Source organism: Streptomyces noursei (assembly GCF_001646665.1).
Classification (GTDB): domain Bacteria; phylum Actinomycetota; class Actinomycetes; order Streptomycetales; family Streptomycetaceae; genus Streptomyces; species Streptomyces lavendulocolor.
In genome coordinates this window covers 1-22,328 of sequence record NZ_LWBU01000043.1, presented here as the reverse complement: position 1 = coordinate 22,328, position 22,328 = coordinate 1, and the positions used below count along the sequence as shown (strand labels likewise).

Genomic DNA, 22,328 nt, shown 5'->3' with positions numbered 1-22,328 from the left:
CCCCGCCCACCGCGGGGCCACGGGCCGACGACGGTGCGGGGCGGGCGGCGGCTCCCGCCGTACGTCCGAGGCACGGGTCCCCTGCGGGGCAGGCCCGACGTCCTCCCTCCGTACGCCCCGAGGCGCAGGTCCCCCCTGGGACAGGCCCGGCGCCCTCCCCGCCGTACGCTCAAGGTGCACCCCCACCATGGTTCAGGCCAGGTGGCGGACTCCCGCCGTCCGCACCGGGCCCGGTGCCGGTCAGACCGTGGCCGCCCGGCTCAGGCGGCTCCCGCACCGCCGCCCCGGCCCTCGCGGCCCGGGCGGCTCCGGCGCGTGCCCTGCCGGCCGATCCGGTGGAACGCCCCGCCCGCCGCCCAGCCGGCCGGGCGGATGCCCGCCGCTGCCGGCGGCGTCAGCCACGCCTGCGTTCTTCGCGCCCCGCCGACGGGCCGTCCTGGGTGTCCCGGGCGCCCAGGGCCTGGGTGGCGATGACGGCGGCCTGGACACGGCGTTCGACGCCCAGCTTCGCCAGCAGGCGGGAGATGTTGTTCTTGACCGTCTTCTCCGCCAGGTAGAGCCGCTTGCCGATCTCCCGGTTGGTCAGCCCCTCCCCCACCAGGGCGAGGATCTCCCGCTCCCGCTCCGTCAGGCCGGGCAGGCCCTGGGGCTGTTCCTCCTGGACGGGGCCGCCGCGCAGCCGGGCCATCACCCGCGCCGTGGCGCCGGGGTCCAGCAGGGACTGGCCCGAGGCGACCGTGCGGACGGCGTGGACCAGGTCGGTACCGGTGATCTGCTTGAGCACATAGCCGGACGCGCCCGCCATGATGGCGTCGAGCAGCGCCTCCTCGTCGTCGAACGACGTCAGCATCAGACAGGCCAGGTCGGGCATGCGGGAACGCAGCTCGCGGCAGACGCTCACGCCGTCCCCGTCCGGCAGGCGCACGTCGAGGACCGCGACCTGCGGGCGCAGCGCGGGGACCCGTACCAGCGCCTGCTCGGCCGTGCCGGCCTCACCCACCACGGTCAGGTCCGGTTCGGCGTCCAGCAGATCGTGCACGCCCCGGCGCACCACCTCGTGATCGTCGAGGAGGAAGACCCTGACCGGATCCTTGCCGGTGGGGCCGCCGCTGCTGTCCGTCATCGCACACTCCGTGTTCGCCGTGTTCGCCGTCGCCGGCGGATCCACCTGCATCGTGCCGCGTGAGCGGGACCTTCGACCAGGGCCGGACGGCCCTCACCCGCGATCACGCCCCGGAAGTCTGCTGCCCGGTAGGGCCTGGCCCCATGCGACCGGCGTGCCGCAACACCGCCGCTGGGCGAATGCTTCTGAGCGCCACGACGACACCACCGGCCCGGGCAGGAGGCCGCCGTTCCCGAGCGCCGCGGCCGCGGTCGTCGCCCTCGCCGGGGGCCGGACGTCCTGCCCGCCGCGTCCCCCGGCCGTCCAGGAGGCCCCCGACCTGCGCCGCGGCCCGGAATTCGGCCAGGGCGCAAAGGGTCCGTTCGGCCCTATTGCCCCGATCGGGGCCAAGAGACGCTGGCGGCAGGGCACCCAAGTGCCGGAGGACCGAGCCGCAGCAGAGGTGGGCACGATGATGGACGAAGCGGTGCATCGAACGGCGGGCGGCCGACCAGCGGCGGTCGCGCCCCGGCGCATGGCCCAGCTCGACCGTGCCGAGGCCCTGCGGCTCCTCGGCAGCGTGTCCCTGGGGCGCATCGTCTTCACCCATCAGGCCCTGCCCGCCGTCCGTCCGGTGAACCACCTCATGGACGGTGACGACATCATCGTCCAGCTGCACGACGGGGCCACGCTCGCCTCCATCGTGGCGCCCACCCAGGCCACGGGTGTCGTGGTGGCGTACGAGGCCGACGTCATCGACCCCGAGACGCACATCGGCTGGAGCGTGGTGGTCACCGGCTTCGCCCAGCGGGTGACCGACGCCGCGGAACTCGCGCGCTTCGCGGCCCGCCTGCGCCCGTGGGTGGACCACCCCGGCATGAGCGCCGCGCTGCGCATCCACCCCGACCTGGTGACGGGCCTGCAGCTCACCACCACGTAGCCCTCACGGGGCCACGCCCCCGGCCGCCGGCCGACCGCCGGGCGAAGCGCGGCGGACCGCCCTCACCCGTCGCGGTGGGCGCCGAGCGGCGCCCGCCACACCAGTCGGCTGCCGCCCTCGCCGGGGCGCTCGATCTCCAGGGTGCCGCCCACGGCCTCGGCCCGTTCCTCGAGGTTCCTCAGGCCGCTGCGCCTGCCGTCGGTGGGGATTCCCCGGCCGTTGTCCGTGACGGTGAGGACGACCTCGCCGGAGGTGGCCTGCAGGGCGACCTCGACCCGGGTGGCGTGGGCGTGGCGGGCGGTGTTGCTCAGCATCTCGGTGAGGGCCGCCATGACGTGATCGGCCACCTGCGACGGTACGTCCGTGTCGAGCAGGCCCTCCATGCTCAGCCGGGGCGGGAAGCCGAGCGTCGTCGCCGTCTCGCCGACCGCGCGGGCCACACGCGCCCGCAGGCTCGGCCCCGCGTCCTCCTCACGGGCCCGCAGCCCGAAGATCGTCGAACGGATGATCTTGATGGTCTCGTCGAGGTCCCCGACGGCACGCGAAACCCGCTCGGCGGCACCCTCGTGCTGCACGAGCCGTGCGGCACTCTGCAAGGTCATCCCGGTCGCGAACAGGCGCTGGATGGCGAGGTCGTGCAGGTCGCGGGCGATACGGTCACGGTCCTCCAGCAGCGCCAGCTGCTCGGCGTCGCTGCGGCGTTCGGCCAGCTCGAGAGCGAGCTCGGCCTGCCCGGCGAAGGCCAGCAGCGGCTCCAGCTCCGCCTCGGTGAACACCGGCTCTCCCTGCTGCCTGGCCAGCAGCAGCACGCCGCGGGTGTCCTTGGCTGCGGTGCCCAGCGGAACGGCGACCGCCGGACCCAGGCCGTCGAACCGCCGCGGCCCCGCGGTGTACCGGTCGTCCTCGGCGAGGGCGGCGGTGGTCACGGGCGCACCGGCCCGGTAGGCCGCGCCGGAAAGGGTGCCCGCCACCGGGACGACCAGGCCGCGACGGGTCTCACCGTCGGCGCCGATGGCCAGCTCGACGACGAGGTCGTCCGTCCCGGCGACGGGCACGGTGACATCGGCCAGCCCCGCCCCGGTGATCTCCTGGGCGCGCCGGGCGATCAGCTCCAGGACCGCCAGTCGCGGGCTGCCGGAGAGCAGGCTGTTGGTGATCTCCGCACTCGCCTGGAGCCAGCGCTGCTGACGCTGCGAGGCCTCGTACAGCCGCGCGTTGTCGATGGCGACCCCGGCGGCCACCGACAGGGTGGAGATCACCGACTCGTCCTCGGCGTCGAAGTCCACGCCCCCGTGCTTGTCGGTCAGGTAGAGGTTGCCGAACACCTCGTCGCGGACCCGGATCGGCACGCCCAGGAACGTGCGCATCGGCGGGTGATTGGCAGGGAAGCCGTAGGACGCCTCGTGGGCGCCGAGGTCCGTCAGGCGCAGCGGCTCGGGGTTGCGGATGAGCTCGCCCAGGATGCCGTGCCCGGCCGGCAGGGGTCCGATCCTCGCGATCTCCTCCTCGGTCAGTCCGACCGTGAGGAACTGCGACAGCGTCCGGCCGTCCGGCCCGATCACGCCCAGGGCGGCGTACTGAGCGTCCACCAGGAGAGCGGCGGCCTCCACGATGCGCCGCAGCACCTGCGACAGGTCCAGCTCCCTGCCCACCGAGACGACCGCCTCCAGCAGGCTGTGCACCCGGTCCCTGGTCCCGCGAGCCGCGTTGATGCGCGCCTGCAGCTCCTCCAGCAGCTCATCGAGCCGCATCTGAGGCATCCGCGACAGCGGCTCGTCCACACCCACAGGGTCTCCTCCGTCGATCACACGATCTTCAAGAACAGCCTATCGGCCGTACGGGTGCCCCGGCGGTCCGACGACGGCAGTGGCCGGGACCCGGCGCGGCAGGCCGCTCGTACGATCACCGCCGTGCCGTCCGGCACCGGCACACGCGGGTCGAGCAGGGGCACGCCTGCCCGTCGCCGCTCCTCCGAGCGGTGCCCTCCGAGCGGTGCCCTTCGGGCCGCCCGAGCGGCGCCTGCCGGCCACCAACGTCTCGTGTCTGCGGGCCGAACGGCTCCGGCTGTCATCCGCGCGTCCCCGCCCGCCCGCGGGGCGGGGGGACGACCGGCACCTGGCGCCGGGTCCTGTCGGCTCTCCCCGGAACGGGTCGGCGGCGACAGGCTGGGAACGACCAAGGAGGGAGTTCCCCATGAGCGGTCTCAGGACCAGCAAGGACCTCGACGTCGAGGTGCGGAGCCGAGGGCGGGTGCCGAAGGGGGCGGACGCCTATGCCCGGCAGAAGGTGCTGGCAGTGACCGGCCGGGTGAGCGAACCGGTGCTCTCCGCCCGGGTGAAGCTCACTCAGGCCGTCGACACGTCGGCACCCCGCCCGGCAACGGCCCAGGCTGTGGTGGACGTCAACGGCCGTCCAGTACGGGCCCATGTGGCCGCGGGCACCGTGTTCGAGGCCGTCGACCTCATGCAGGACCGCCTGGCGGCGCGGATCGCCCGGGCACGGCGGTACGGGGAGCGCGGGCGGCACGGCAGCGGCAGCGGCGACGAGGCGGCGTGGTGGACGGGCCCGGGTCACGAGCACCGGCCGCACCGCCGCCGCCTCCCCGCCGGGGAGCGCCGCATCGTGCGGCACAAGTCCTTCGGCCTGGCCCGGCAGACGCCCGAGGACGCCCTGATCGACCTGGAAGCCATGGACCACGACTTCTGGCTCTTCACCGACCTGGCGTCCGGGTACGACAGCGTGGTCTACCGCGACCCCCGCACCGGCCGGCCCCGCATGGCGTCCCTCGGCCCCGTGGACCCGGGGCCTGAGACGGAGGGGCTGTTGGCCCTCAGTACCGTCCCCGTCCCCCTGTGCGGTGTGGCCGAGGCCGTGCGACGGCTGCACATGACGGGCCTGCCCTTCGTCTTCTTCCACGACACGGGCACCGGCCGGGGCAGCGTGCTCTACCACCGCTACGACGGCCACGACGGGCTCATCGCCCCGGCCCGGTAGGAGGTTTCGTCCGGATCAGGGGTCGGGTGACACCGGTCGTTCGTGGGTGGCAATCTTGGACGATGAGTTCCTGGGACACCTCCCTCGAGGACGACCTGCGGAGTCTCCTCAATGAGTGGGATCCGATCGGCGTCGCCGACGATGTACCGGACGAGTACGACTGCATGCTCGCTCCTCTGCTCCAGCAGCTCCGCTCCGGTGCCGGCCGGTCCGAGATCGGCGAGTTCCTCCGCCACGAGTTGGAAGACCACTTCGGTCTCGATCCTCTGGGCCTGAGGCCGGACGCAGTGGCCGCCCGTGTGGTCGACTGGTGGGCATCGGCCGGTCCGGCCGAGGAGCTGTCCCCCACGTAGCCGCACCCTTCCCGCCGTCTGCCCCGGTCGGGGAGTGCCGTCGGCTGAAGCGCAGTGGGCGCGGATCGAGCGTTGCTCCCGGATCGGACGCCGAAGCGGGGCGGTCGGGGGCATCGGCCCACCGGCCACCCGCACGGCACCCACCGGGGCCGTGGGCGGGGCCGGGTGGCCCCGCCCACGGCTCATGGCTGTGCGCGCGGTCGCTTCTCGGTATGCGCCCGGCGGGGCGACGCGGTGCCGGGGAGTCAGCGCCAGATGTCGTTGAGCGTCACAGTGCCGGAGGACGTGGTGAACACGGTGCGGTTGTCACCGTTCTCCCAGGTGATGGTGCCGTCGGGGTTCTTCTTCAGGTACTTGTACTCCACGATGGTGTGGGGCGGCAGCTGGTGGGTGCCGTTCCACACCGGGTAGGTGGCGTCACCGGTCGTCAGGGGAAGCGCCTTGTCCGGGTCCCACGCGCCGAGGTCGGCGACGTTGCCGGAGACGTAGAGGTTCTGGCCCCAGGTGGTGGTGGCGGTGGCGCGGAAGGCGGCCGTCACGGGGACGACGTTCCAACGGTCGTCGTTGACCGGCCCGTTCCGGGACACGGTCAGAGTCCGGTTGGGAGTGCTTTCCCAGGTCACGACGCCGCTGGGGGAACGCTTGATGTACTTGTACTGAACCGTGAGGCCGACGGGCAGCTGGACGCTGGTCGTCCAGTGCGGGTAACTGCTTGCGGTGGTGCCCAGGGGGACGGCCTTGGCCGGGTCCCAGGCGCCCAGTTGCGGTGCGTTGCCGGAGACCAGGAGGGTCTCGCCCTCGGTCGTGGCCTGCACCCGGAAGGACACGGAGACGTCTTCCGCCGTGGCTGCCCCGGCGGGGGGAGCCGTGACGGCGAGCAGGCCGGCGAGGAGCACGCCGAGCATGAGCAACGAGTGCCAGGCGGACGGAACCCGATTACGTATCAAGAGCATGTCATCCCTCACGTGATGGGTGGTCTCTGAAGGCGGAGGGTCGGTGTCACCCGCCGTCCGCCCGCATCTCAACACAAGTTGAAGCAACTCGGCGCCCGGAGGGGTCATATTCGTTCAACAGCCCGTGCTATCGCGCCACTTGACTCGACCGCCTCATGACTCTTGATTCGAGACATGAACGGAAGGGGGATACCGAAGACCGGACACCTTGCAGTCGCCGACCGGGTACGGAAGGGATGAAGGACCCGCGTGCCGACATCGCCACGCCACCCTCCGGCCGCACCCCGGCCCCGCAGACGCCATCAACCCTCTCTGCAAGATGACGCAAAAAGTTTCATCCCGCGAGCCGCCCGGGGCCGCACTCCACCCAGGCTCCGCCTGCATGCATCCGAAATGCCGGTCGAACACCCCTGCACCCAGCCGGGATCGAGCGATAGAGTCCGCTGAAAGTTGCGGCAAGCTTTTGCATCGAGAGGGTCCAGCCATGCCGGGATTCGCCCCGCCCGCCACCGATGAACGCACGGCGCTGACCGCGTATCTCGCCCACCAGCGGCGCGCGTTGCGCGCCACCGCGCACGGCCTGACCACCGAGCAGGCCCGGATGGCGGCCCCCGCCGGTGAGTTGAGCATCGGTGGGCTGATCAAGCACGCCGGGCGGTGCGAGCGCTTCTGGACCGACCTCATCCTTCAGCGGCAAGGCGGGCCGCAGCGGAAGGCGGACAAGTCGGACGCCGACGAATTCAGGCTCGCCCCCGACGAAAGCCTGGCCGGCGTGCTGGCCGCGTACGCCGAGGCGGCCGAGCGGACCGACGCGGTGATCGCCGGCATACCGGACCTCGGGCAGGCCGTCCCGGTACCGCGCGGCCTTCCGTGGTTTCCCGAAGAGGTGGGGAACTGGTCGGTCCGCTGGGTCCTGCTCCACCTGATCGAAGAGACGGCACGGCACGGGGGCCACGCCGACATCATCCGCGAAAGCATCGACGGCGCCACCCTCTACCCGCTGCTCGCCGCAGCCGAGGCGTGGCCCGCCCCGTGGTTCCGGCCGTGGGAACCCGCTGCCCCCGCCATCGGCCGGCAGCAACCTCCGGTCACATGAGCAAGCCCCCTGATCGGGGGGCGGCTTCGGAGGACCGCGGCTGGTCGAGACCCGGACCTGTCCCCTGGTCCGGCTCATCGGATCGTGTGGCAAGATCGCGGGATGCTACGACTCACCGACTTCATCATCGACTGCCCGGACACGATGGAGCTGGCAGCCTTCTACTCCGAGGTGACGGGGCTCCCGGTCAAGGAGGGCAGCAACGAGAACTGGGCCGGTATCCGGTTCGGCGAGATCGAACTGGCCTTCATCCAGGTGGAGGACTACCGCGCCCCCCGGTGGCCCGACAGCGAGCATCCCAAGCAGTTCCACCTCGACTTCGAAGTCGACGACATCGAGGCCGAACAGCGCCGCATCCTGGCCCTCGGCGCGACCCTGCAGCGGGATTGCGTCGGCCCCGACGGCTACGGCTTCCGCGTCTACACCGACCCCATCGGCCACCCCTTCTGCCTCTGCCGCAACAAGGGTGTCACCTGGACCGATCAGGGCCCGGTCTGGCCCAAGCGGAACTAGGCGCTGTTTCCCGGATCATCTCCGGAGCCAGATCATGAGGGCTGCGAGGGCGACGGTTCCGAGGCAGATGTGTCCGCGCTTGCCATAGCAGGTGGCCACGGCCCGGGGCCCCGTTGCCCTCACTGCAGGGCTCCTGCGCGGCGGCCCTCGGTGAGCAGCGCTTCCACCAGTTTCGATTTCACGCCCGGTGCCAGGAACGTGAGGGGTTTGGCGGTCCGGTTCCGGTGGATCTCCATGCGGTGCGAACGTCACGGTGTAGACCGCGATCACCACCGCCGTCGTCCAGGCGAGGTTCCCGTCGACCTGGTCGGGGGCGAACACGGTGAAACCGGCCATGAGGACCCAGGCGATCAGCAGAAATCCCCGGAATATGCGCAGCAGGGTGCCCGCGAACGGGGTCATGAGGGCATAGTCCCCTCGGATCGGACCGAGGCCCGGTCCGGACACGCGAGTGCGCACGATTCCCCCATCCGCCAGATCCGGTCCGAGCCCTGACGTGCGGCCGGCAAGGCGGGCTTACCCGTGCGGACGAGGGATCGAACAGGCTCGACCTGCATCGTGCCGGGTGGTCCCAGCGCGGGGGCACGGAGGCGGGACTGGCCGACGCGGTCGTCGCAGGCATGGCGGCGGACGCCCCCGCACCCGGCCGGACCACCTCGGCGGCGACAAGGCTTATTCCTCCCCGCCTAACCGCCGCTAACTGCGCAGACGGCAGAGCAAGCACACCATCCCCGAGCCGAAGAACCAGCGGGCCGACCGCCAACGCCGCGGCAACGGGGGCGAACGGCCCGCCGGCTTCGAGAAAACGATCTACAAGCACAGAAGTGAAGTCGACCGCACGATCAACGCCCTCAAGAACTTCCGGGCCGTTGTCACGAGGTTCGACAAGCGTGTCTACGTCTTCAAGGGCGCCGTGATCATCGCAGCAATCCGGCTCTTGCTCCGGGGGTAGATCCATTATCCCGGCGCGGCGAGGCGCCTGTCACCATTCTCCGGAATGATCTTTACATCCGATTTGCTCCTCTAGGCTTGCGGGCGGACGCAACGCATGGAACCGACTGGGGAGTAGAGAGTGGCGCACGACGTTGCCGCGTTGGCGGTGGAACTCACGGAGATGGCTGCGGCCGATCACGAGTCCGCAGTTCGCGCGAACAGCGATGACCCCGCCGAGCAGCTGGCGTGGCGGCTGCTGACCGCTCGGCACGGTGACCGGCTCAACGAGATCATGGAGGAGTACGGCTGGCCGACGGCGGAACTGGTCGGCGAGGAGGCCGCACGCGCGGCATGGCTCATCGCTCAGCACGCCGACCGGCAGCTCGACGTTCAGCGTCGCGCCCTCCACCTGATGCAGCAGGCCGTGTCGGCCGGCTCGGCCACCCCGCGCGAGCTGGCCTTCCTGCGCGACCGCACGCTGGTCAATGAGGGACGCAAGCAGGTCTACGGAACTCAGATCGCCGGCGTGAAGGACGGAACGCCGGTTCCGTGGCCCTGTGAAGAGCCCGAGCGCGTGGACGAACTCCGTGCGGCAATCGGCATCGAGCCCTTCGACGAGTACGTCGCCAAGTTCGCCACGACTTGACACCCCCTTGCCGGTCGCGTCCGGTGGATCACCGCCGGGCTCACCTGCCGACGGCGCTGATCCGCCGGACAGGCCCTGGGCCGTGCACCGACGGTCCTGCCGGATCGCGCGAGTCGATATCGACGGCACATGACTGTCAGCGCCCTCAAGCAGGTTCTGTCCGTTGGATCCGACAAGCGGGTCGTCGAGTTGAGGGATGCATCGTAGTGAGCATCTACCTGCACTTCCGTGCCGTAGCCGAGTCCGAGATCCGGGACGACCACACCTGGCTCGCTGCGTTCATGTCCGAGGCTTGGGAAAATGACGAAGCCGAGTACGCAGCAGGCATCGCCCACTCGATCAACAAGGGCTGGAGTGCTGTCAACGACTTCTATGCGGCGGCCGATGCCCTCTGCACAGACGCAGACGAGCCTTGGACCCTGCCGATCTACGGCGGCCGCCCGGTGTCCCACAACACTGCTGCCAACCCCTCCCATCCACCGCTGATGCTTCTGGGGCCATCCGGAGTGTCACAGGCCGCTTGCTTCCTTGCGACTGTCTCATTCGACGACCTGTGGAGCGTTGTCGACGCCAGGTTCACCGCCCTCGGCCGGACCAGGCAGGAGCACCTCGAACATCATCGGGGCCTGCATGAGTTCTACGGGCGGGCGGCCTCGGCAGGCCACGCGGTGGTCAAAGCGCTATGGGCATGAAGCGTAGCCATGTTCCGGTCACAGCGATTCGTTGATGACCTCAACCATCACTGTCGCCTCGTAGCGCACGGCGAGCTCCTCGTGTCACGTGATGACGGCGTGGTGTCTTCGATGCGGTTGATGCCGCGTCCGACCGCATGACGCTCGCGCGCTGGTCGATCCGGTCAGGGTGCGGTGGCCGACCTCCCGCGAGAGCTGCTCTTTCGGCGGTTGCGCGCAGGGTAAGCGTTGGCGGGGATGGCGCAGTGGCGCACGTGGAGGCACAGGAATGCCCGGCCGGAGGCGAGGTAGGCGGACCTTCTCCTCCGGCGCGAGCTTGAACTGCGGCCAGTCGCCGCGCTGCCCAGCAGCGATCACCTACCGCCCGCAGCCAACGGCAAGCAGCCACAACCACCACTGCGGCCACACCGCACTCACCACCTAAGGCCCCGCGTTCCCCCGTCGGCGGCACCCGCCGGCGAGCGGGGAGACCGATCTCCCGGTGCCGCACCGGGCGCCGACCCTGTCGCATCGGTGTGAGCCGTGACCCCGGTCCTATGGCCGGAAATCGACGGGCAGTTCCGTCACGGGACACCGGCTCCGGCCACTCACTCCGCCCGCAGCGCCCGGCGCACGGCGTGCCTCGGGGGCCCGGCCGGCGCGACCGCCCGACCCGCTGTCGGCGAGAGGCCGGGGCGGTTGTCAAAACTCTTGACGCCTCAATGAGTTCGCCCCTAGCTTGCTCGGGGCTTGCAGCAAATTGCAGCAAGAGCTTTCAAGTGCCGTGGTGCGAGCGGATCCTGTACCGGCTCGCCACCTCGGCGCACCCGCACCCGTATCCGCACGAGGAGTTCTCCCCCATGAGATTCGCTCGCAAAGCCGCGTCCGGACGGACCACTGCGGCACTCGCCTCCGCCGTCCTGACGCTCGGACTGGCGCCCACGCTCGCCTTATCCGCCCAGCCCGCGGCTGCCGCGCCCAGCGCCAACGGGCCCAAGAAGGTCACCGCCGTCCTGTTCGAGTGGAGCTTCGACTCCATCGCGCGGGAGTGCACGCGAACGCTCGGGCCGAAGGGCTACGGCTTCGTCCAGGTCTCGCCGCCGCAGGAACGCATCCAGGGAAGCGCCTGGTGGACCGCCTACCAGCCGGTCAGCTACAAGATCCAGGGGCCGCTCGGGGACCGCGCGGCCTTCAAGAACATGGTCGACACCTGCCACGGCGCGGGAGTCAAGGTCATCGCCGACACCGTCCTGAACCACATGACCTCCGGGGCGGGCACGGGTACCGCCGGCACGCAGTACAGCAAGTACACCTATCCCGGCGTCTACTCCGACGCCGACTTCCACGGCTGTCGCCGCCCGATCGGCACCAACTACGCGGACCGCCGCAACGTGCAGGAGTGCGAGCTCGGCGACGCCGGGCAGCCCTCGCTCTCCGACCTCGACACCGGCAGCGAGTACGTACGCGGCAAGATCGCCGGGTACCTGAACGACCTCACGGCGCTGGGCGTCGACGGCTTCCGCGTGGACGCCGTGAAGCACGTCCCGGCGCGCGACCTCGCCGCCATCCGTGCGCGGTTGACCGACCCCGACGCCTACTGGATCCAAGAGGCGATCTTCGGCGCCGGCGAGGCCGTCTCACCGACGGAGTACCTCGGCAACGGTGACGTCCAGGAGTTCCGCTACACCAGCGACCTCAAGCGGATCTTCACCAACGAGAAGCTCTCCTACCTCAAGAACTTCGGCGAGGCCTGGGGGTACATGCCGTCCGGTCAGAGCGGCAGCATGGTCACCAACCATGACACCGAGCGGAACGGCAACGGCCTGAACTACCGCGACGGCGCCGCGTACACCCTGGCCCACGTCTTCATGCTCGCCCACCCGTACGGGACACCGTCGGTGCACTCGGGGTACGAGTTCACCGGCCGCGACGACGGCGCCCCCAACGGCCACGACGTCAGGGCCTGCTACAGCAACGGCTGGTCCTGCCAGCACGCCTGGCGGCAGATCGCCAACATGGTCGCGTTCCGCAACGCCGCCGAGGGCACCGGCATCACCAACTGGTGGGACAACGGCAACAACGCCATAGCCTTCGGCCGCGGCGACAAGGCGTTCGCCGCCGTCAACCGCGAGAGCGGCGCGATCACCCACACGTTCCAGACGTCCCTCCCGGCCGGCACGTACTGCGACGTCCAGCACGGCGACCCCGCCGCCGGCGGCGGCTGCACGGGCCCCACGTACACCGTGGGCCCCGACGGCAGGTTCACCGCCACGGTCGGGGGCAACGACGCGATCGCGCTGCACGTCGGGGCGGTCGACGGGGACAGGCCCTCGGACAACGTGGCCACCGTCTACTACAGCACCGAGAAGAACTGGTCCGCGTACCGCATCCACTACGCCCCGACCGGCGGCACATGGACCACGGCTCCCGGTGTCGCGATGGAGGCCGCCTGCACCGGCTGGGTGCGGAAGGCCGTCGCCCTGGGCTCGGCCACCGGCCTCAAGGCCGCCTTCAACAACGGTTCCGGCACCTGGGACAACAACAACGCCGCGAACTACTCCCTCGGCACAGGAGATGTGACGGTCAAGGGCGGCGTCGTCGGCAAGGGCAACCCCTGCGCGGGCGAGCAGACGCGGACCGGCGCCTCCTTCGCGGTCACGGCGACCACCGTGCCGGGTCAGAACATCCATGTGGTCGGCGACGTGCCCGCCCTCGGCGCCTGGTCGCCGGCTGCCGCCCGCAAGCTGGACCCGGCGGCCTATCCGGTCTGGAAGCTCGACCTGGAGCTGCCCGCCGGAACGACGTTCGCGTACAAGTACGTACGCAAGGATGCTGCCGGGAACGTCACCTGGGAGAGCGGCGCCAACCGCGCGGCCACCGTTCCGGCGGACGGCAAGGTCACCCTCACGGACACCTGGCGCGACTGACCCGCACCACGTCGGCGGGCGGCGGCGGTCGGACCGCCTCACGGTCGTACGGCCCGGGCGGCGGCGAGGCCGCCCCCCGGAACCGTGCCCGGTGCCGGGGAGGCGGAGGGTCAGGCGCCGCTCGTCGTGGCCGGTTCGCAGGTCCTCAGTCCGGTGACGTAATTGGCCTGCGTTCCGTACCCGGCGAAGGTCGCCCAGGCGCCGGGCTCGATGACGCGGCACGGGGCCGCCTGGCCGTCGGTGTACTCGACGGTGACGGCGACGGTCACGTCGCAGCCGTTGTGGACATCGGTGTAGCGCCAGCTCGAGTAGTACTGCACGCACTCCGGAGGCGTGGTCGTGGCAGCGGCCGCCGCGGCGGGCGGAGTGGCGGTCAGTGCCATGAGGAGCCCGGCGGCCGCGACTCCACCGGCGAGGGCAACGGGGCGCGATATGCGCGTCATGAGGTTTGCCATGCCGGGAATCATGGAATGCGCTGCAAACCTTGCGCAAGTTCTTGCATAGATTTTCAGACACTCAGCGGTACCGGACAGTAACAGCAGGTCAGCTTGTCGTTGAAGGCGCAAGAACTTGCAGGAAGAGCAGCTCAGCGGTGTTCAGCAGCAGTCGCGAGCGCGTACACGGGCCCTGACGACGGCGGCTCGGGCGCTGCCGGTCGCCGGACGGCCCCGACGCCGGCCGGCGGTCCGACGGTCACGAGCGCGCTGACTCAGTCCCCGATGAACAGCAGGTAGCCCGAGCGACGGATCGCCTCGTGGGCCTCCTCGATGACCCGTCTCACCACAGGAGCCTTCTCTTCCTCGGGCAGCTCTTCGAGCTCGACGGCGAGACGTTCCAGCTGGGGGGTGTTGAACATGGTCAGGTCGTACGGCGAGATGCCCCGCCGCAGACTGGTGTCGGGCGCCCGACCGCACAACGTGAGGAAGGTGTCCTCCGCGTCGTCGTCGAACTGCTCGACCACGTCCTGCGCGCGGTCGAGGCGCCGCATTCCCAGACCCATCCGGGTCTCCTTTCTCGTCTCAGCCCGTCGGGTGGATCGGGTACGTCGGAGTTCATGGGTGCGGGGAGCCCTTGTCACGACCGATCGTCAGGGCCGTGACACGCGGCGACGGATGCGATCACCCGCCCGCGGTGTGCCGTGTCGCCCGGCCATTCCCCGAAGTGATGCGCAGCGGCCCCACGCGAGTCTTCGAGGGGCCGTCATGTGCTGTGCAGTCGCCGTCATTCAGGGGCTTCCCCCACTACTGGTAACGCGAGGCGCAGGCCGGCGATCCGCCCACGCTGCCCTCGCGCGTCGTCGAGCGACAGGGAAGAGCCCGCCGGAAATGTCTCCGACGGACTCACCCTCCTATCGGAACGACGCCGCCCCCGGATGCACGGATGGCGGGTGCTCCGAAGAGCACCCGCCGACCCGCGCGTCCGCCCCGTGGGGCGGCCCGGCTCAGTCGTTCGCGGACCACCAGGCCGGGGAGATGCCGATCGACCAGACGTCGCCCACCTGGCGTTCGTCCGGGTCGTCCTGGTCCAGGCCACCGTAGCCGTACGGATCGGGATCCTCGACGACGACGATGCGGGCGCCGGAACCGGAGACCCGGTACCGCCGCGTGTCCGCGACCGGTGGGGCGTCGTCCGGTTCGACCGTGTGGCCCAGGCCGGTGATCACGTCCCGCAGTTCGTCGAAACGCACCCGGCGGGCGAAGTCACCGTAGGCGTCCCGCAGGGGGCGCGGGACATCGCCCGCTCCCGGGAGCAGGCGGTGCACCTGGACGCTGATACCGAAGCACGGCCAGGTGTCGTCACTCCTCTGGAAGGACAGCTCGACCAGTCCGTAGTCCCGCCGCAGCAGCTCCCCCGAGCGGTCGTCGAGGTGGTCAGGTCCCAGCACCGCCTCCCACTCGGCGGGCTCGGACCCGATTCCGGCCCCCAGCACGTCGCCGCGGGTGGCGACATGGGCGTAGAAATCCAGATCGGGCATCTACATCTTCTCCATGGCGTCGATCAACTGCTGAAGCTCCTCGGTCCGGTCGTTGCTGAAGCGCCACTGTGGATTGCGGCCTTCCTTCATGGCCTTGGCGCTCGACTCGAAGACCTCCTTGGCGCCCTTCGTCACCCTGATCATGTCCGCTCGAAGCTTCGGGTTCGACTTGATCATGTCGATGACGGCGTCCACCTGCTTCTGGGTGGCGGTGCCCTTGCTCATACGAAGGGCCACGCCGGTGATGCCACCCTTGCCGTCCGGGCGCAGGGCGACCTCCATGCCGTCCTTCATGTTGACGTGGGCGCCCTTGTGGACCCAGTCCTGGTCGACCTGGCCGACGTGGTCGATCTGGAAGTTGCACTTCTTCTTCTTGGCGTTGTGCACCAGGACGGTCGCGGGCCCGGCGGCGACGTAGTACGTGTGGATGCCCTCGACGGTGAGGTTGTGCACCGTCAGGGTCTGCGACCAGGCGCGGGTGGCGAGGACCTGGCGCTCACCGCCCTCGGGCGTGTGGAGCAGGTCGCCGGCCCGGAGGTCGGCGGCGTCCAGCCAGCGGTGCCGGTTCTCCACCCAGAACGGGTGCCCGGCGGTGGCGGTGACCTCGCCCGTGGCGTCGCCCACCGGACCGTCGGCGTCGATGGTGACCTTCACCAGGTCCTTGCGGCCCGTGCCGATGATCAGATCGGAGACCGGGCGGGCCGCGGTCTCACCGGTGACCGGGTCCGTGGCCAGGACCCGCTGGCCGATCCGCACGTCCTTGATCGGGAGACGGGTGCCGTCGGCCATCAGGACCGGAGTCCGCGGCGTGAAGCTGTTGTCCTCCAGCGTGCAGACCACCGGGGTGTTGCGGAACTTCTCGAGGACCTCCTGGCCCTTGGTGATCAGCTTCTTCGCCTTGGCCGACTTGTCGAGGAACTCCTTGATACCCAGGATGGCCTTGCCGATCTTGGGGAGCTTGGAGACCAGGACGGCCGCCTTCGTCCACGGCAGGCTCTCCACGACCGCCCACAGGCAGGTCGGGATGTCCGGGTCGTTCCAGCACTCCTTGATCTTCTCGGCGGCGAGTTCGACGAGGAGTTCGGCGCCGTTCTCCATCAGATAGTCGAGCAGGTTCTGCTGTGCCAGGGCCCGGGCCGCCTCGTACTCCTCGGGCGACATGTCCGCGTCCTCGAGGGCCTGCTCCTCCTGCCAGGTCAGCTCGGGACCGCCGCCCTTGCCGTCCTGCCTCGCGGCCTCCTCCCGCTCCTTGCGCTCCAGTTCGCGCTGGTACTCCTCCGCCTTCTTGGCGGCCTCGTCGGCCTCCTTGGCGTAGGTGCCGGCGTTCTTGGCGGCCGTCTCGGCGGAAGTGGCGTGCTTCTCGGCGGACTCGGCGAACTTGTTCGCGTCGGCGGCGTCCTGTTCCGCCTGGGCGGCGGCGCCTTGGGCGACGCTCGCCTCCTTCTCGGCCAGGTTCGCGGCGCTGTTGGCTGCCGCGGCGTGGTTCTCGGCGTCGGCGGCGGCGCCTCGGGCGCGGGCCGCCTCGGCCTCGGCCTGGGTGGCGGCGTTGCGGGCGGCTGCCGCGTCGGCGAACGCCTGGTTGGCTGCCGAGCGGGCGAGCTTGGCGTCGGCCTGGGCCTGGGCGTCGGCCTGGTTGGCGCGGGCCGCGGCGGCGCGGGCCTTGGCCCCGTCCTCGGCGGCCTGGGCGGCGGACTTCATCGCCGCGGCCGAGGAGCGTGCCGCGTCGGCGGAGGAGAGGGCGGCGGCCGCGGCCGCCTTGAAGGCCGGAGCGACCTGGGCGTTGGCCCGCTTGGCCGCGGCCTCGGCGGCTTCGGCGGCCTTGACCGCCTCGGCAGCGCGGGTCTCGGCCTTGGTGACCTCGGCCTGACCCATCGCCTGGGCGGCCTGGGCGACCTCGGCGGCGAAGTCGGCGTCGACGTCCGTGCCGGTGAACGGTGCGGTGAGCGCGATGGCGGTGTTCGCCGGGTCGGCGATGCCGGCCGCGGTGGTACGGGCCGACGTGGCCGCCTGGAGCGCGATCGTGGACTGGAGGCGGGCCATCGCCGCCTCCCGGGTGGCACCCTCGGCCTCGTCCCGGGTCCGGTTGGCCGCCTGGAGCGACTGGTTGGCGTGGACAGCGGCCAGACCGGCGAGCCGGGACGCCTCATGGGCCGCGATGCCCGCGCGGGCCTCCTGCGCGGTCGCCTCGGCCGCCTGGGCGTTGGCGCGCTGCGCGGCGGCACGGGTGAGCGCGGCCTCGGCCTCGGCCCGGTTCGCCGCGGCGTTCGCCGCGGACGCGGCCGCCTCGGCCTTGTTGGCGGCGGCGTTGGCGCGTGCCGCGTGGGCGGTGGCCTCGGCGGCCGCCGCGCGGGCCCGTGCGGCGGCGCCCGCCGCCTCGATAGCCGCCGAGCGGGAACGTACCGCCGCCGCCGACGCCTGGTCGGCCGCACCCCGGGCCGAACCGGCCGCCGTGCCGGCCGCGTTCGCCGCGGAGCGCGCCTCGGTGGCCGCCGCGCGGGCGGTCTCGGCGTGCTCGGTGCCCGCGGCCTTGGCGGCCATCGCCTCGGTCGCCCGGGCCCTGGCCGCCTCGGCGTTGTGGACGCGTTCGGCCTCCACCGCCTTGTTACGGGCGGTACGGGCCTTGGTCTCCTCGCCCCGCGCCAGTTCGTCGGCCTTGGCGGCGATGCCCTCCTGGGCCTGTGCGGTGGCCCGCTTCTCGGCGGCCGTGGCGGCGGCGGCCTGGGCCTGGGCGCGGGCGGCGGAGGCGGTACGGGCTTCGGCCTCGGCACGTGCGCGTGCGGCCGCGGCGATGTCCCGTTCCTTCTCGGCCCGGGCGCGGGCGGCGGCGGCGAGGTCGCGCTCGCGTTCGGCGATCGCCCGCTGCTCGGCGGCGATCTTGGCCTGGCGCTGGGCCTCGATACGGGCGTCGCGGGTCTTGCGGGCGTGCTCCCACGCCTCCTTCTCGGCCTGCTCGGCCGCCAGGCGTGCCGTCCTGGCACGCGCGGCGGCGGTCGCGGCGATCTTCGCCTGGGTCTCGGCGGCCTCGGCGAGGCGGGCGGCGGCCTTGGCGTGCTCCTCGGCGTTGGCACGCCACTTGGCGGCCTGCTGGGCGTGCAGTTCGGCCTGGTTCTTGGCGTTGAGACCGGCGGCGTCGGCGGCGGTGGCGTCCACCGCGTGCCGCGCGGTCGCCGCGGCCTTCGCCGCCGCGTCCGACGCGCCCGCGATGCCGGAGGCGACCTCGGACCACTGGGTGCCGTGCGTCAGCCCGGTCCCGACCAGCACATCGGCCTGCACCTTCGCCTGGCCGGCCGCCACCTGGGCCGCCCTGGCGGCCCCTTCGGCGATGCCGACCTGGCGGGCGACCTCCGTCTTCACCGGGGCGTAGTCCGACAGGCGCTTGCCCGCCTTGTCGGCGGCGAGCATCCGGTCGGCCTCGCGCGACTGGGCGGCCGCCGAGTTCATCGCGTTCGACGCGGTCTTCAGGGCCTTGACCGCGTCACCGTGCGCGGCGATCAGCTTGGTACGGGCCTCGGCGGCGACGGCCGCCTTCTCCGCCAGCTCGCGCAGCCGCTCGGCCGCCTCCAGCGCCTCCTTCTGGGCCTTCTCGTGGGCCGCCCGGTCGTCCGCGTCCTGCTGCGCGGCGGCCAGGTAGCCCTTCTCCAGGTACTCGGCGATGACCTTGTCGTCACCCGTGGCGAGTGCGGCCTGTGCGGTCCGCTTCACCTCGGGCCCGCCGACCGCCGCGAGCATCTCGACCCGCTTGCGGTTCTCCGCCGCGCGTTCCTTCTCGTTCTGGTCCGTCGCCTTGTCCCGCTGGCGGGCGATGTCGGCGCCGAAGGCCAGGAAGTCGGCGCGGTCCTGCGCGGTGCCCTTGAGGACCCGCTCCACCTCGGCGTTGAAGAAGGAGCCGCCGGTGCCGCGCAGCGCCTCGATCTTCCGGCGGTTCTCCACGTCGGCGCCGGCGCGCTTGTCCTTGGCGCGCTGCCGTGCCTCGGCCTCCCCGTGCTGCAGGAAGTCGCGGATGGCGTTGGGGTCGGTGCTCGCCAGCGCCGCCTTCGCGGCCTCGCGGACCTCCTCCTCCTCGTCGAACTCCGCGAAGTCCTCGACCAGCTGCCGGTCCCGCTCGTCGCTGATCCGATCCAGCTCGGACGTGGCGGCGGGGGCCGGCGCGGTGCCGCCGCGCGGCTTCACCGCCTCCGCGAGCCGGTCCAGCGACTGCAGCGTCCGCGTCAGCGACGCCTGCTCGTCGCGTACGGAGGTCGCGGCGGCGGCCTCACCGGTGACGGTGCCCAGCACCGCCACCGCGACCGCCACGGACACCGCCTTCCGTACGTGCGCGGCCACGCCTGCGCGCAGCCCTCCGGCCCTGGGCCGGACTCTTCCCCTCACGGGAATCCCCCTAGACGAATGATCGAAAAATCCCGCCCTGGTCATGGGCGGGTGGTCGTCGGCCGGTGCGCCGGCCGGCCCGGGGTTCTCCGGGCCGGCCGGTGTCCCGGCTGCGGCCCAGGTCGGGGCCGGCCGGGCTGGCGGGTCGGGACCGGCCCGAGGGTTTCCCGGGCCGGCCGGACTGCCGGGTTCAGCCGCGGGTGCGGCTCTCGCCGTCCTGGGCGCGGTCGAACATGGACTTCCAGAACGCCGCCGCCTCGTCGGCGGCGGTCCGCTCCCCGGACCAGGCGGCCTCGTGGTGCTCGGCGGTACCGGAGATCGCCTGCCAGAGGCGTTCGGCCGACTCGCGGGACAGCTGGGCGACGGTCCGCCAGTTCTCCGCCTGGGCGGCCGCAGCGGTTTGTTCGGCCTGCCAGGCGCGCTGCGCGGCACCGGCGTGCTCGGACACCGCCTGCCAGGCGCGCTCGGCCTCGGCGCGGGCGCGGGCGGCGTCCGCCGCGCCGGCCACGGCCGCCTCGGCCGCCGTCGCCTCGGCGATCAGGCGGGTCAGCGTGTGGTGGCGTACCGCCTCCGCGTCGGCCACCCGGGTGCGGTAGGCCGTCAGGTCCAGCGTGGCGCCGGTGGCCCAGCCGTAGCCGAAGAACTCCGCCACGTCGTCGTCCGTGGCCCCCGGCCGCAGCGCCCACTGGGCCGCGACCCGCACCTGCTCGCCCGGATCCCGCACACCGAGGGTGCGGACGAACTCGCGGTCGGCGGCGGCGACGTCCAGCCGCTGCTGCTCGCCGGCCTCGCGCGCGGCGCGGTCGCGGCGCTGGGCCTCGGCGTACCCGGTGGCCACGAAGGCGGCCTGCTCGGCGACACCGCCCTTGAGCGCCCGCGTCGCGGCGGCCCGCACCTGCGGGGAGAACTCCACCGTGTGGGTGGCGATCACCCGCTCGCAGAACGCCTTGTTACGGGCACGGGTGTCCCGGGCGCGCTGCTTCGCGGCGTCGAAGCCGCCCCCGGGTGCGAGCCACTCCAGGAGTGCCTGGTCCCCCCGGGTGCTGCGCAGGGCGTTCCACGCCGAGGTGCGGACCTCGGCGGCCGGGTGGGTCTTCGCCATCGACGTCACCCGCTTGCGGGCCTCCTCGACGGCGGCGGCCAGCTCGGGCGACAGCTGCTGCGCCGGTGCCGGCGCCTCCGCCGGCAGGTTGGCCGGTACGGCTCCGGCCGTGGCGGCCGCCCGCTGCGGTCCGGTGGCCGGGGTGGTGCCGGCCCATGCCGGTACGCCGGCCGCGAGGGCGATCGCGCCGGCCAGTGCGCCGACGGTCACCGCCCGCGCGCATCTCCTCTGACGACTCAACTCAAGGCCCCCTCGGAAAGTGAAGTACGTTCACGGCCGCCGGGGCGGAGCCGCGGGTGCGGCTCCGCCCCTTCACGGCCGTCGACGGCGCACCTGTGCGCGCCGTCCGGCCGGGTCATGCGACCGGCCGGACCTGCCACAGCTGGGCGTCGGTGCGGTTGCAGGTGTAGAGCTGGGCGTCGATGCCGTTGTCCTGGCTCCGGCTGGGCACGTCGACGCACATGCCCTCGGCGTGGGCGGGCTGGAGCTCGTACAGCTTGCGCACGGGGTCGACGAGCAGCAGCTGCCAGCGCTGGTGGTCCCCCTGGCCGCAGGCGAACTGCTGGACGGCCGCGCCGGACTTGACGCTCTTGCCCTGGACCTCGAGGCACTTGCCGCTCTTGACGTTGCGCATCTCGAAGGTTCCGCCGCGCGCGGCGACGGCGTTCCACTTCTGGGCGTCGGTGCTGTTGCAGGCGTACTGCTGGACGTTGATGCCGTCCGTGGTCTTGCCGCCCTCGATCTCCATGCACTTGCCGCTGTGGGCGGCGGTGAAGGTGACTGCCTGCTGGGCCATCTTGAGGCGGGCGACGGTTTCCGCCCGTGCCGCGGCGGCGGCGGCCGCCGCCTCGCGCGCCGCTTCGGCGGCGGTGCCGGAGGCGGTGGGCGTGCCGGGGTCACCGTCGGCGTGGACGACGGTGGCCGTGCCGGCGAGGACGGCGACGGCCGCGCCCGCGGTCAGGACGGCCCGGATGATCCGAGACATGTGGGGATCCGTTTCTCTCGCGGGTACGGGACTCAGGCGGCCGTGACGGTGTGGATCCGCCACTGCTGGGCGGGCGTGCCGTTGCAGGCCCACAGCCGTGCGATCGCGCCGTCGTTCTTGCTGGCGGACTCGATGTCCACGCAGCGGCTCATGCCGGCCGGCGTGTGGGCGGGCCGCAGCTCGTACAGCTCGTTGGTGATGTCGACCATCACCAGGCGCCACTGCTGGTTCGGCTTCCCCACGCACCACCACTGCTGGACGACCGTGCCGGTCGCGGTGCCGGCGGCCTCCGCGTCGAGGCACTTGCCGCTGTGCGCGAAGCGCAGTTCGAAGGTGCCGGATCCGGTGGGGACCATGTCGACGCGCTGGTTCTCGGCGTCCGCGACGCAGGTCGACTGGACGGTGTTGACGCCGTTGCGAAGGCTGGCGTTGGGGGTGGTGAGGCACTTGTCGCTGTGGACGGCCCTCAGCTGTACGGCCGAGGGGGCCGCGGCCGCCGCGGCGGCGGCCCTGGCGTCACCGGCGTTCACGGTCGTCGTGGACACGGTGGTGGCGGCGGGGGTCGGCTGGGGGCGCGCCTCGTCGGCGACGGCCACGGTCACGCCGCCGGCGAGCGCGGCGACACCGGCCGCGACGGCCAGGGCGGATCGGACGATCCGGGACATGGGGTGCTTCCGTTCTTCTCAGGTCTGAAGGGAGAGGGCCCGGCGGGCGGGTGGCGGCGCGTGAGCGGGGTGGCCACCGCTCGCGCGGTCAGCGCGCGAGGGGGG

General features: G+C 72.0%; 18 protein-coding genes and 1 pseudogene. 9 read left to right on the top strand and 10 right to left on the bottom strand.

Annotated features, from left to right (window positions below):
• Positions 1-394: 394 nt before the first annotated feature.
• Positions 395-1,123, bottom strand: coding sequence for a response regulator (locus A4V12_RS04260; RefSeq protein ID WP_064067848.1), 729 nt, complete (start codon positions 1,121-1,123; stop codon positions 395-397).
• A 451-nt stretch (positions 1,124-1,574) separates the two neighbouring features.
• Between A4V12_RS04260 and A4V12_RS04255 the strand changes: the two genes are divergently transcribed.
• Positions 1,575-2,042 carry a pyridoxamine 5'-phosphate oxidase family protein gene (locus A4V12_RS04255; RefSeq protein WP_079136800.1) on the top strand — a complete coding sequence of 156 codons (468 nt, stop codon included), beginning with the start codon at positions 1,575-1,577 and terminating at the stop codon, positions 2,040-2,042.
• A gap of 62 nt (positions 2,043-2,104) precedes the next feature.
• Here A4V12_RS04255 and A4V12_RS04250 read toward each other — a convergent pair whose 3' ends face one another.
• Complete coding sequence (locus tag A4V12_RS04250; protein ID WP_064067846.1) at positions 2,105-3,829, bottom strand: sensor histidine kinase; 1,725 nt, start codon at positions 3,827-3,829, stop codon at positions 2,105-2,107.
• 406 nt (positions 3,830-4,235) lie between these two features.
• On the opposite strand from A4V12_RS04250, the gene A4V12_RS04245 reads away from it, so the two are divergent.
• Positions 4,236-5,036: a sigma 54 modulation/S30EA ribosomal C-terminal domain-containing protein gene (locus A4V12_RS04245; RefSeq protein WP_064067845.1), complete on the top strand. Its 801-nt coding sequence runs from the start codon at positions 4,236-4,238 to the stop codon at positions 5,034-5,036.
• Positions 5,037-5,098: 62 nt separating this feature from the next.
• Positions 5,099-5,389, top strand: a complete 291-nt coding sequence (locus A4V12_RS04240; RefSeq protein WP_064067844.1) for a hypothetical protein — start codon at positions 5,099-5,101, stop codon at positions 5,387-5,389.
• A gap of 245 nt (positions 5,390-5,634) precedes the next feature.
• Here the strand turns inward: A4V12_RS04240 and A4V12_RS04235 are convergent, their stop codons facing one another.
• Complete coding sequence (locus tag A4V12_RS04235; protein WP_159028816.1) at positions 5,635-6,342, bottom strand: CBM20 domain-containing protein; 708 nt, start codon at positions 6,340-6,342, stop codon at positions 5,635-5,637.
• Positions 6,343-6,826: 484 nt separating this feature from the next.
• Between A4V12_RS04235 and A4V12_RS04230 the strand changes: the two genes are divergently transcribed.
• The 6 genes and pseudogenes from A4V12_RS04230 (at position 6,827) to A4V12_RS04210 (ending at position 13,128) form a co-directional block, all read left to right on the top strand.
• Complete coding sequence (locus tag A4V12_RS04230) at positions 6,827-7,438, top strand: DinB family protein (RefSeq protein WP_064067842.1); 612 nt, start codon at positions 6,827-6,829, stop codon at positions 7,436-7,438.
• Between the two features lie 102 nt (positions 7,439-7,540).
• On the top strand, positions 7,541-7,951 hold the full coding sequence (locus A4V12_RS04225) for a VOC family protein (protein WP_064067841.1): 411 nt from the start codon (positions 7,541-7,543) through the stop codon (positions 7,949-7,951).
• Between the two features lie 616 nt (positions 7,952-8,567).
• Positions 8,568-8,903: pseudogene (locus A4V12_RS34295) on the top strand (IS5/IS1182 family transposase); the annotation flags it as partial.
• 120 nt (positions 8,904-9,023) lie between these two features.
• Positions 9,024-9,530 (top strand): DUF6624 domain-containing protein, encoded by a 507-nt coding sequence (locus tag A4V12_RS04220; RefSeq protein ID WP_064067840.1) that lies wholly within the window; start codon positions 9,024-9,026, stop codon positions 9,528-9,530.
• A 206-nt stretch (positions 9,531-9,736) separates the two neighbouring features.
• Positions 9,737-10,222: a DUF1877 family protein gene (locus A4V12_RS04215; protein WP_064067839.1), complete on the top strand. Its 486-nt coding sequence runs from the start codon at positions 9,737-9,739 to the stop codon at positions 10,220-10,222.
• Between the two features lie 839 nt (positions 10,223-11,061).
• The gene (locus A4V12_RS04210; RefSeq protein ID WP_079136821.1) at positions 11,062-13,128 is read left to right on the top strand and encodes a carbohydrate binding domain-containing protein; all 2,067 of its coding nucleotides are present in this window, start codon (positions 11,062-11,064) and stop codon (positions 13,126-13,128) included.
• A 110-nt stretch (positions 13,129-13,238) separates the two neighbouring features.
• Here A4V12_RS04210 and A4V12_RS04205 read toward each other — a convergent pair whose 3' ends face one another.
• The 7 genes from A4V12_RS04205 to A4V12_RS04175 all read right to left on the bottom strand — a co-directional run bounded on the left by A4V12_RS04205 (position 13,239) and on the right by A4V12_RS04175 (position 22,223).
• On the bottom strand, positions 13,239-13,583 hold the full coding sequence (locus A4V12_RS04205) for an alpha-amylase (protein ID WP_064067838.1): 345 nt from the start codon (positions 13,581-13,583) through the stop codon (positions 13,239-13,241).
• A gap of 254 nt (positions 13,584-13,837) precedes the next feature.
• Positions 13,838-14,128 carry a hypothetical protein gene (locus A4V12_RS04200; protein WP_064067837.1) on the bottom strand — a complete coding sequence of 97 codons (291 nt, stop codon included), beginning with the start codon at positions 14,126-14,128 and terminating at the stop codon, positions 13,838-13,840.
• 441 nt (positions 14,129-14,569) lie between these two features.
• Complete coding sequence (locus A4V12_RS04195; RefSeq protein ID WP_064067836.1) at positions 14,570-15,103, bottom strand: hypothetical protein; 534 nt, start codon at positions 15,101-15,103, stop codon at positions 14,570-14,572.
• A complete protein-coding gene (locus tag A4V12_RS04190) occupies positions 15,104-19,471 on the bottom strand; it encodes a polymorphic toxin-type HINT domain-containing protein (protein WP_159028815.1) in 4,368 nt (1,455 codons plus the stop codon).
• 190 nt (positions 19,472-19,661) lie between these two features.
• The gene (locus tag A4V12_RS04185; protein ID WP_064067835.1) at positions 19,662-20,783 is read right to left on the bottom strand and encodes a hypothetical protein; all 1,122 of its coding nucleotides are present in this window, start codon (positions 20,781-20,783) and stop codon (positions 19,662-19,664) included.
• Between the two features lie 145 nt (positions 20,784-20,928).
• Positions 20,929-21,558: an RICIN domain-containing protein gene (locus tag A4V12_RS04180; protein WP_064067834.1), complete on the bottom strand. Its 630-nt coding sequence runs from the start codon at positions 21,556-21,558 to the stop codon at positions 20,929-20,931.
• A gap of 32 nt (positions 21,559-21,590) precedes the next feature.
• The gene (locus tag A4V12_RS04175) at positions 21,591-22,223 is read right to left on the bottom strand and encodes an RICIN domain-containing protein (RefSeq protein ID WP_064067833.1); all 633 of its coding nucleotides are present in this window, start codon (positions 22,221-22,223) and stop codon (positions 21,591-21,593) included.
• Positions 22,224-22,328: the final 105 nt, after the last annotated feature.

What these genes read in the sequence shown, in the direction of transcription:
- A4V12_RS04175 (WP_064067833.1), bottom strand. Translation starts at nt 22,223, where the DNA reads ATGTCCCGGATCGTCCGATCCGCCCTGGCCGTCGCGGCCGGTGTCGCC.
- A4V12_RS04245 (WP_064067845.1), top strand. Translation starts at nt 4,236, where the DNA reads ATGAGCGGTCTCAGGACCAGCAAGGACCTCGACGTCGAGGTGCGGAGC.
- A4V12_RS04180 (WP_064067834.1), bottom strand. Translation starts at nt 21,558, where the DNA reads ATGTCTCGGATCATCCGGGCCGTCCTGACCGCGGGCGCGGCCGTCGCC.
- A4V12_RS04240 (WP_064067844.1), top strand. Translation starts at nt 5,099, where the DNA reads ATGAGTTCCTGGGACACCTCCCTCGAGGACGACCTGCGGAGTCTCCTC.
- A4V12_RS04205 (WP_064067838.1), bottom strand. Translation starts at nt 13,583, where the DNA reads ATGGCAAACCTCATGACGCGCATATCGCGCCCCGTTGCCCTCGCCGGT.
- A4V12_RS04195 (WP_064067836.1), bottom strand. Translation starts at nt 15,103, where the DNA reads ATGCCCGATCTGGATTTCTACGCCCATGTCGCCACCCGCGGCGACGTG.
- A4V12_RS04260 (WP_064067848.1), bottom strand. Translation starts at nt 1,123, where the DNA reads ATGACGGACAGCAGCGGCGGCCCCACCGGCAAGGATCCGGTCAGGGTC.
- A4V12_RS04225 (WP_064067841.1), top strand. Translation starts at nt 7,541, where the DNA reads ATGCTACGACTCACCGACTTCATCATCGACTGCCCGGACACGATGGAG.
- A4V12_RS04210 (WP_079136821.1), top strand. Translation starts at nt 11,062, where the DNA reads ATGAGATTCGCTCGCAAAGCCGCGTCCGGACGGACCACTGCGGCACTC.
- A4V12_RS04235 (WP_159028816.1), bottom strand. Translation starts at nt 6,342, where the DNA reads ATGCTCTTGATACGTAATCGGGTTCCGTCCGCCTGGCACTCGTTGCTC.
- A4V12_RS04200 (WP_064067837.1), bottom strand. Translation starts at nt 14,128, where the DNA reads ATGGGTCTGGGAATGCGGCGCCTCGACCGCGCGCAGGACGTGGTCGAG.
- A4V12_RS04255 (WP_079136800.1), top strand. Translation starts at nt 1,575, where the DNA reads ATGATGGACGAAGCGGTGCATCGAACGGCGGGCGGCCGACCAGCGGCG.
- A4V12_RS04230 (WP_064067842.1), top strand. Translation starts at nt 6,827, where the DNA reads ATGCCGGGATTCGCCCCGCCCGCCACCGATGAACGCACGGCGCTGACC.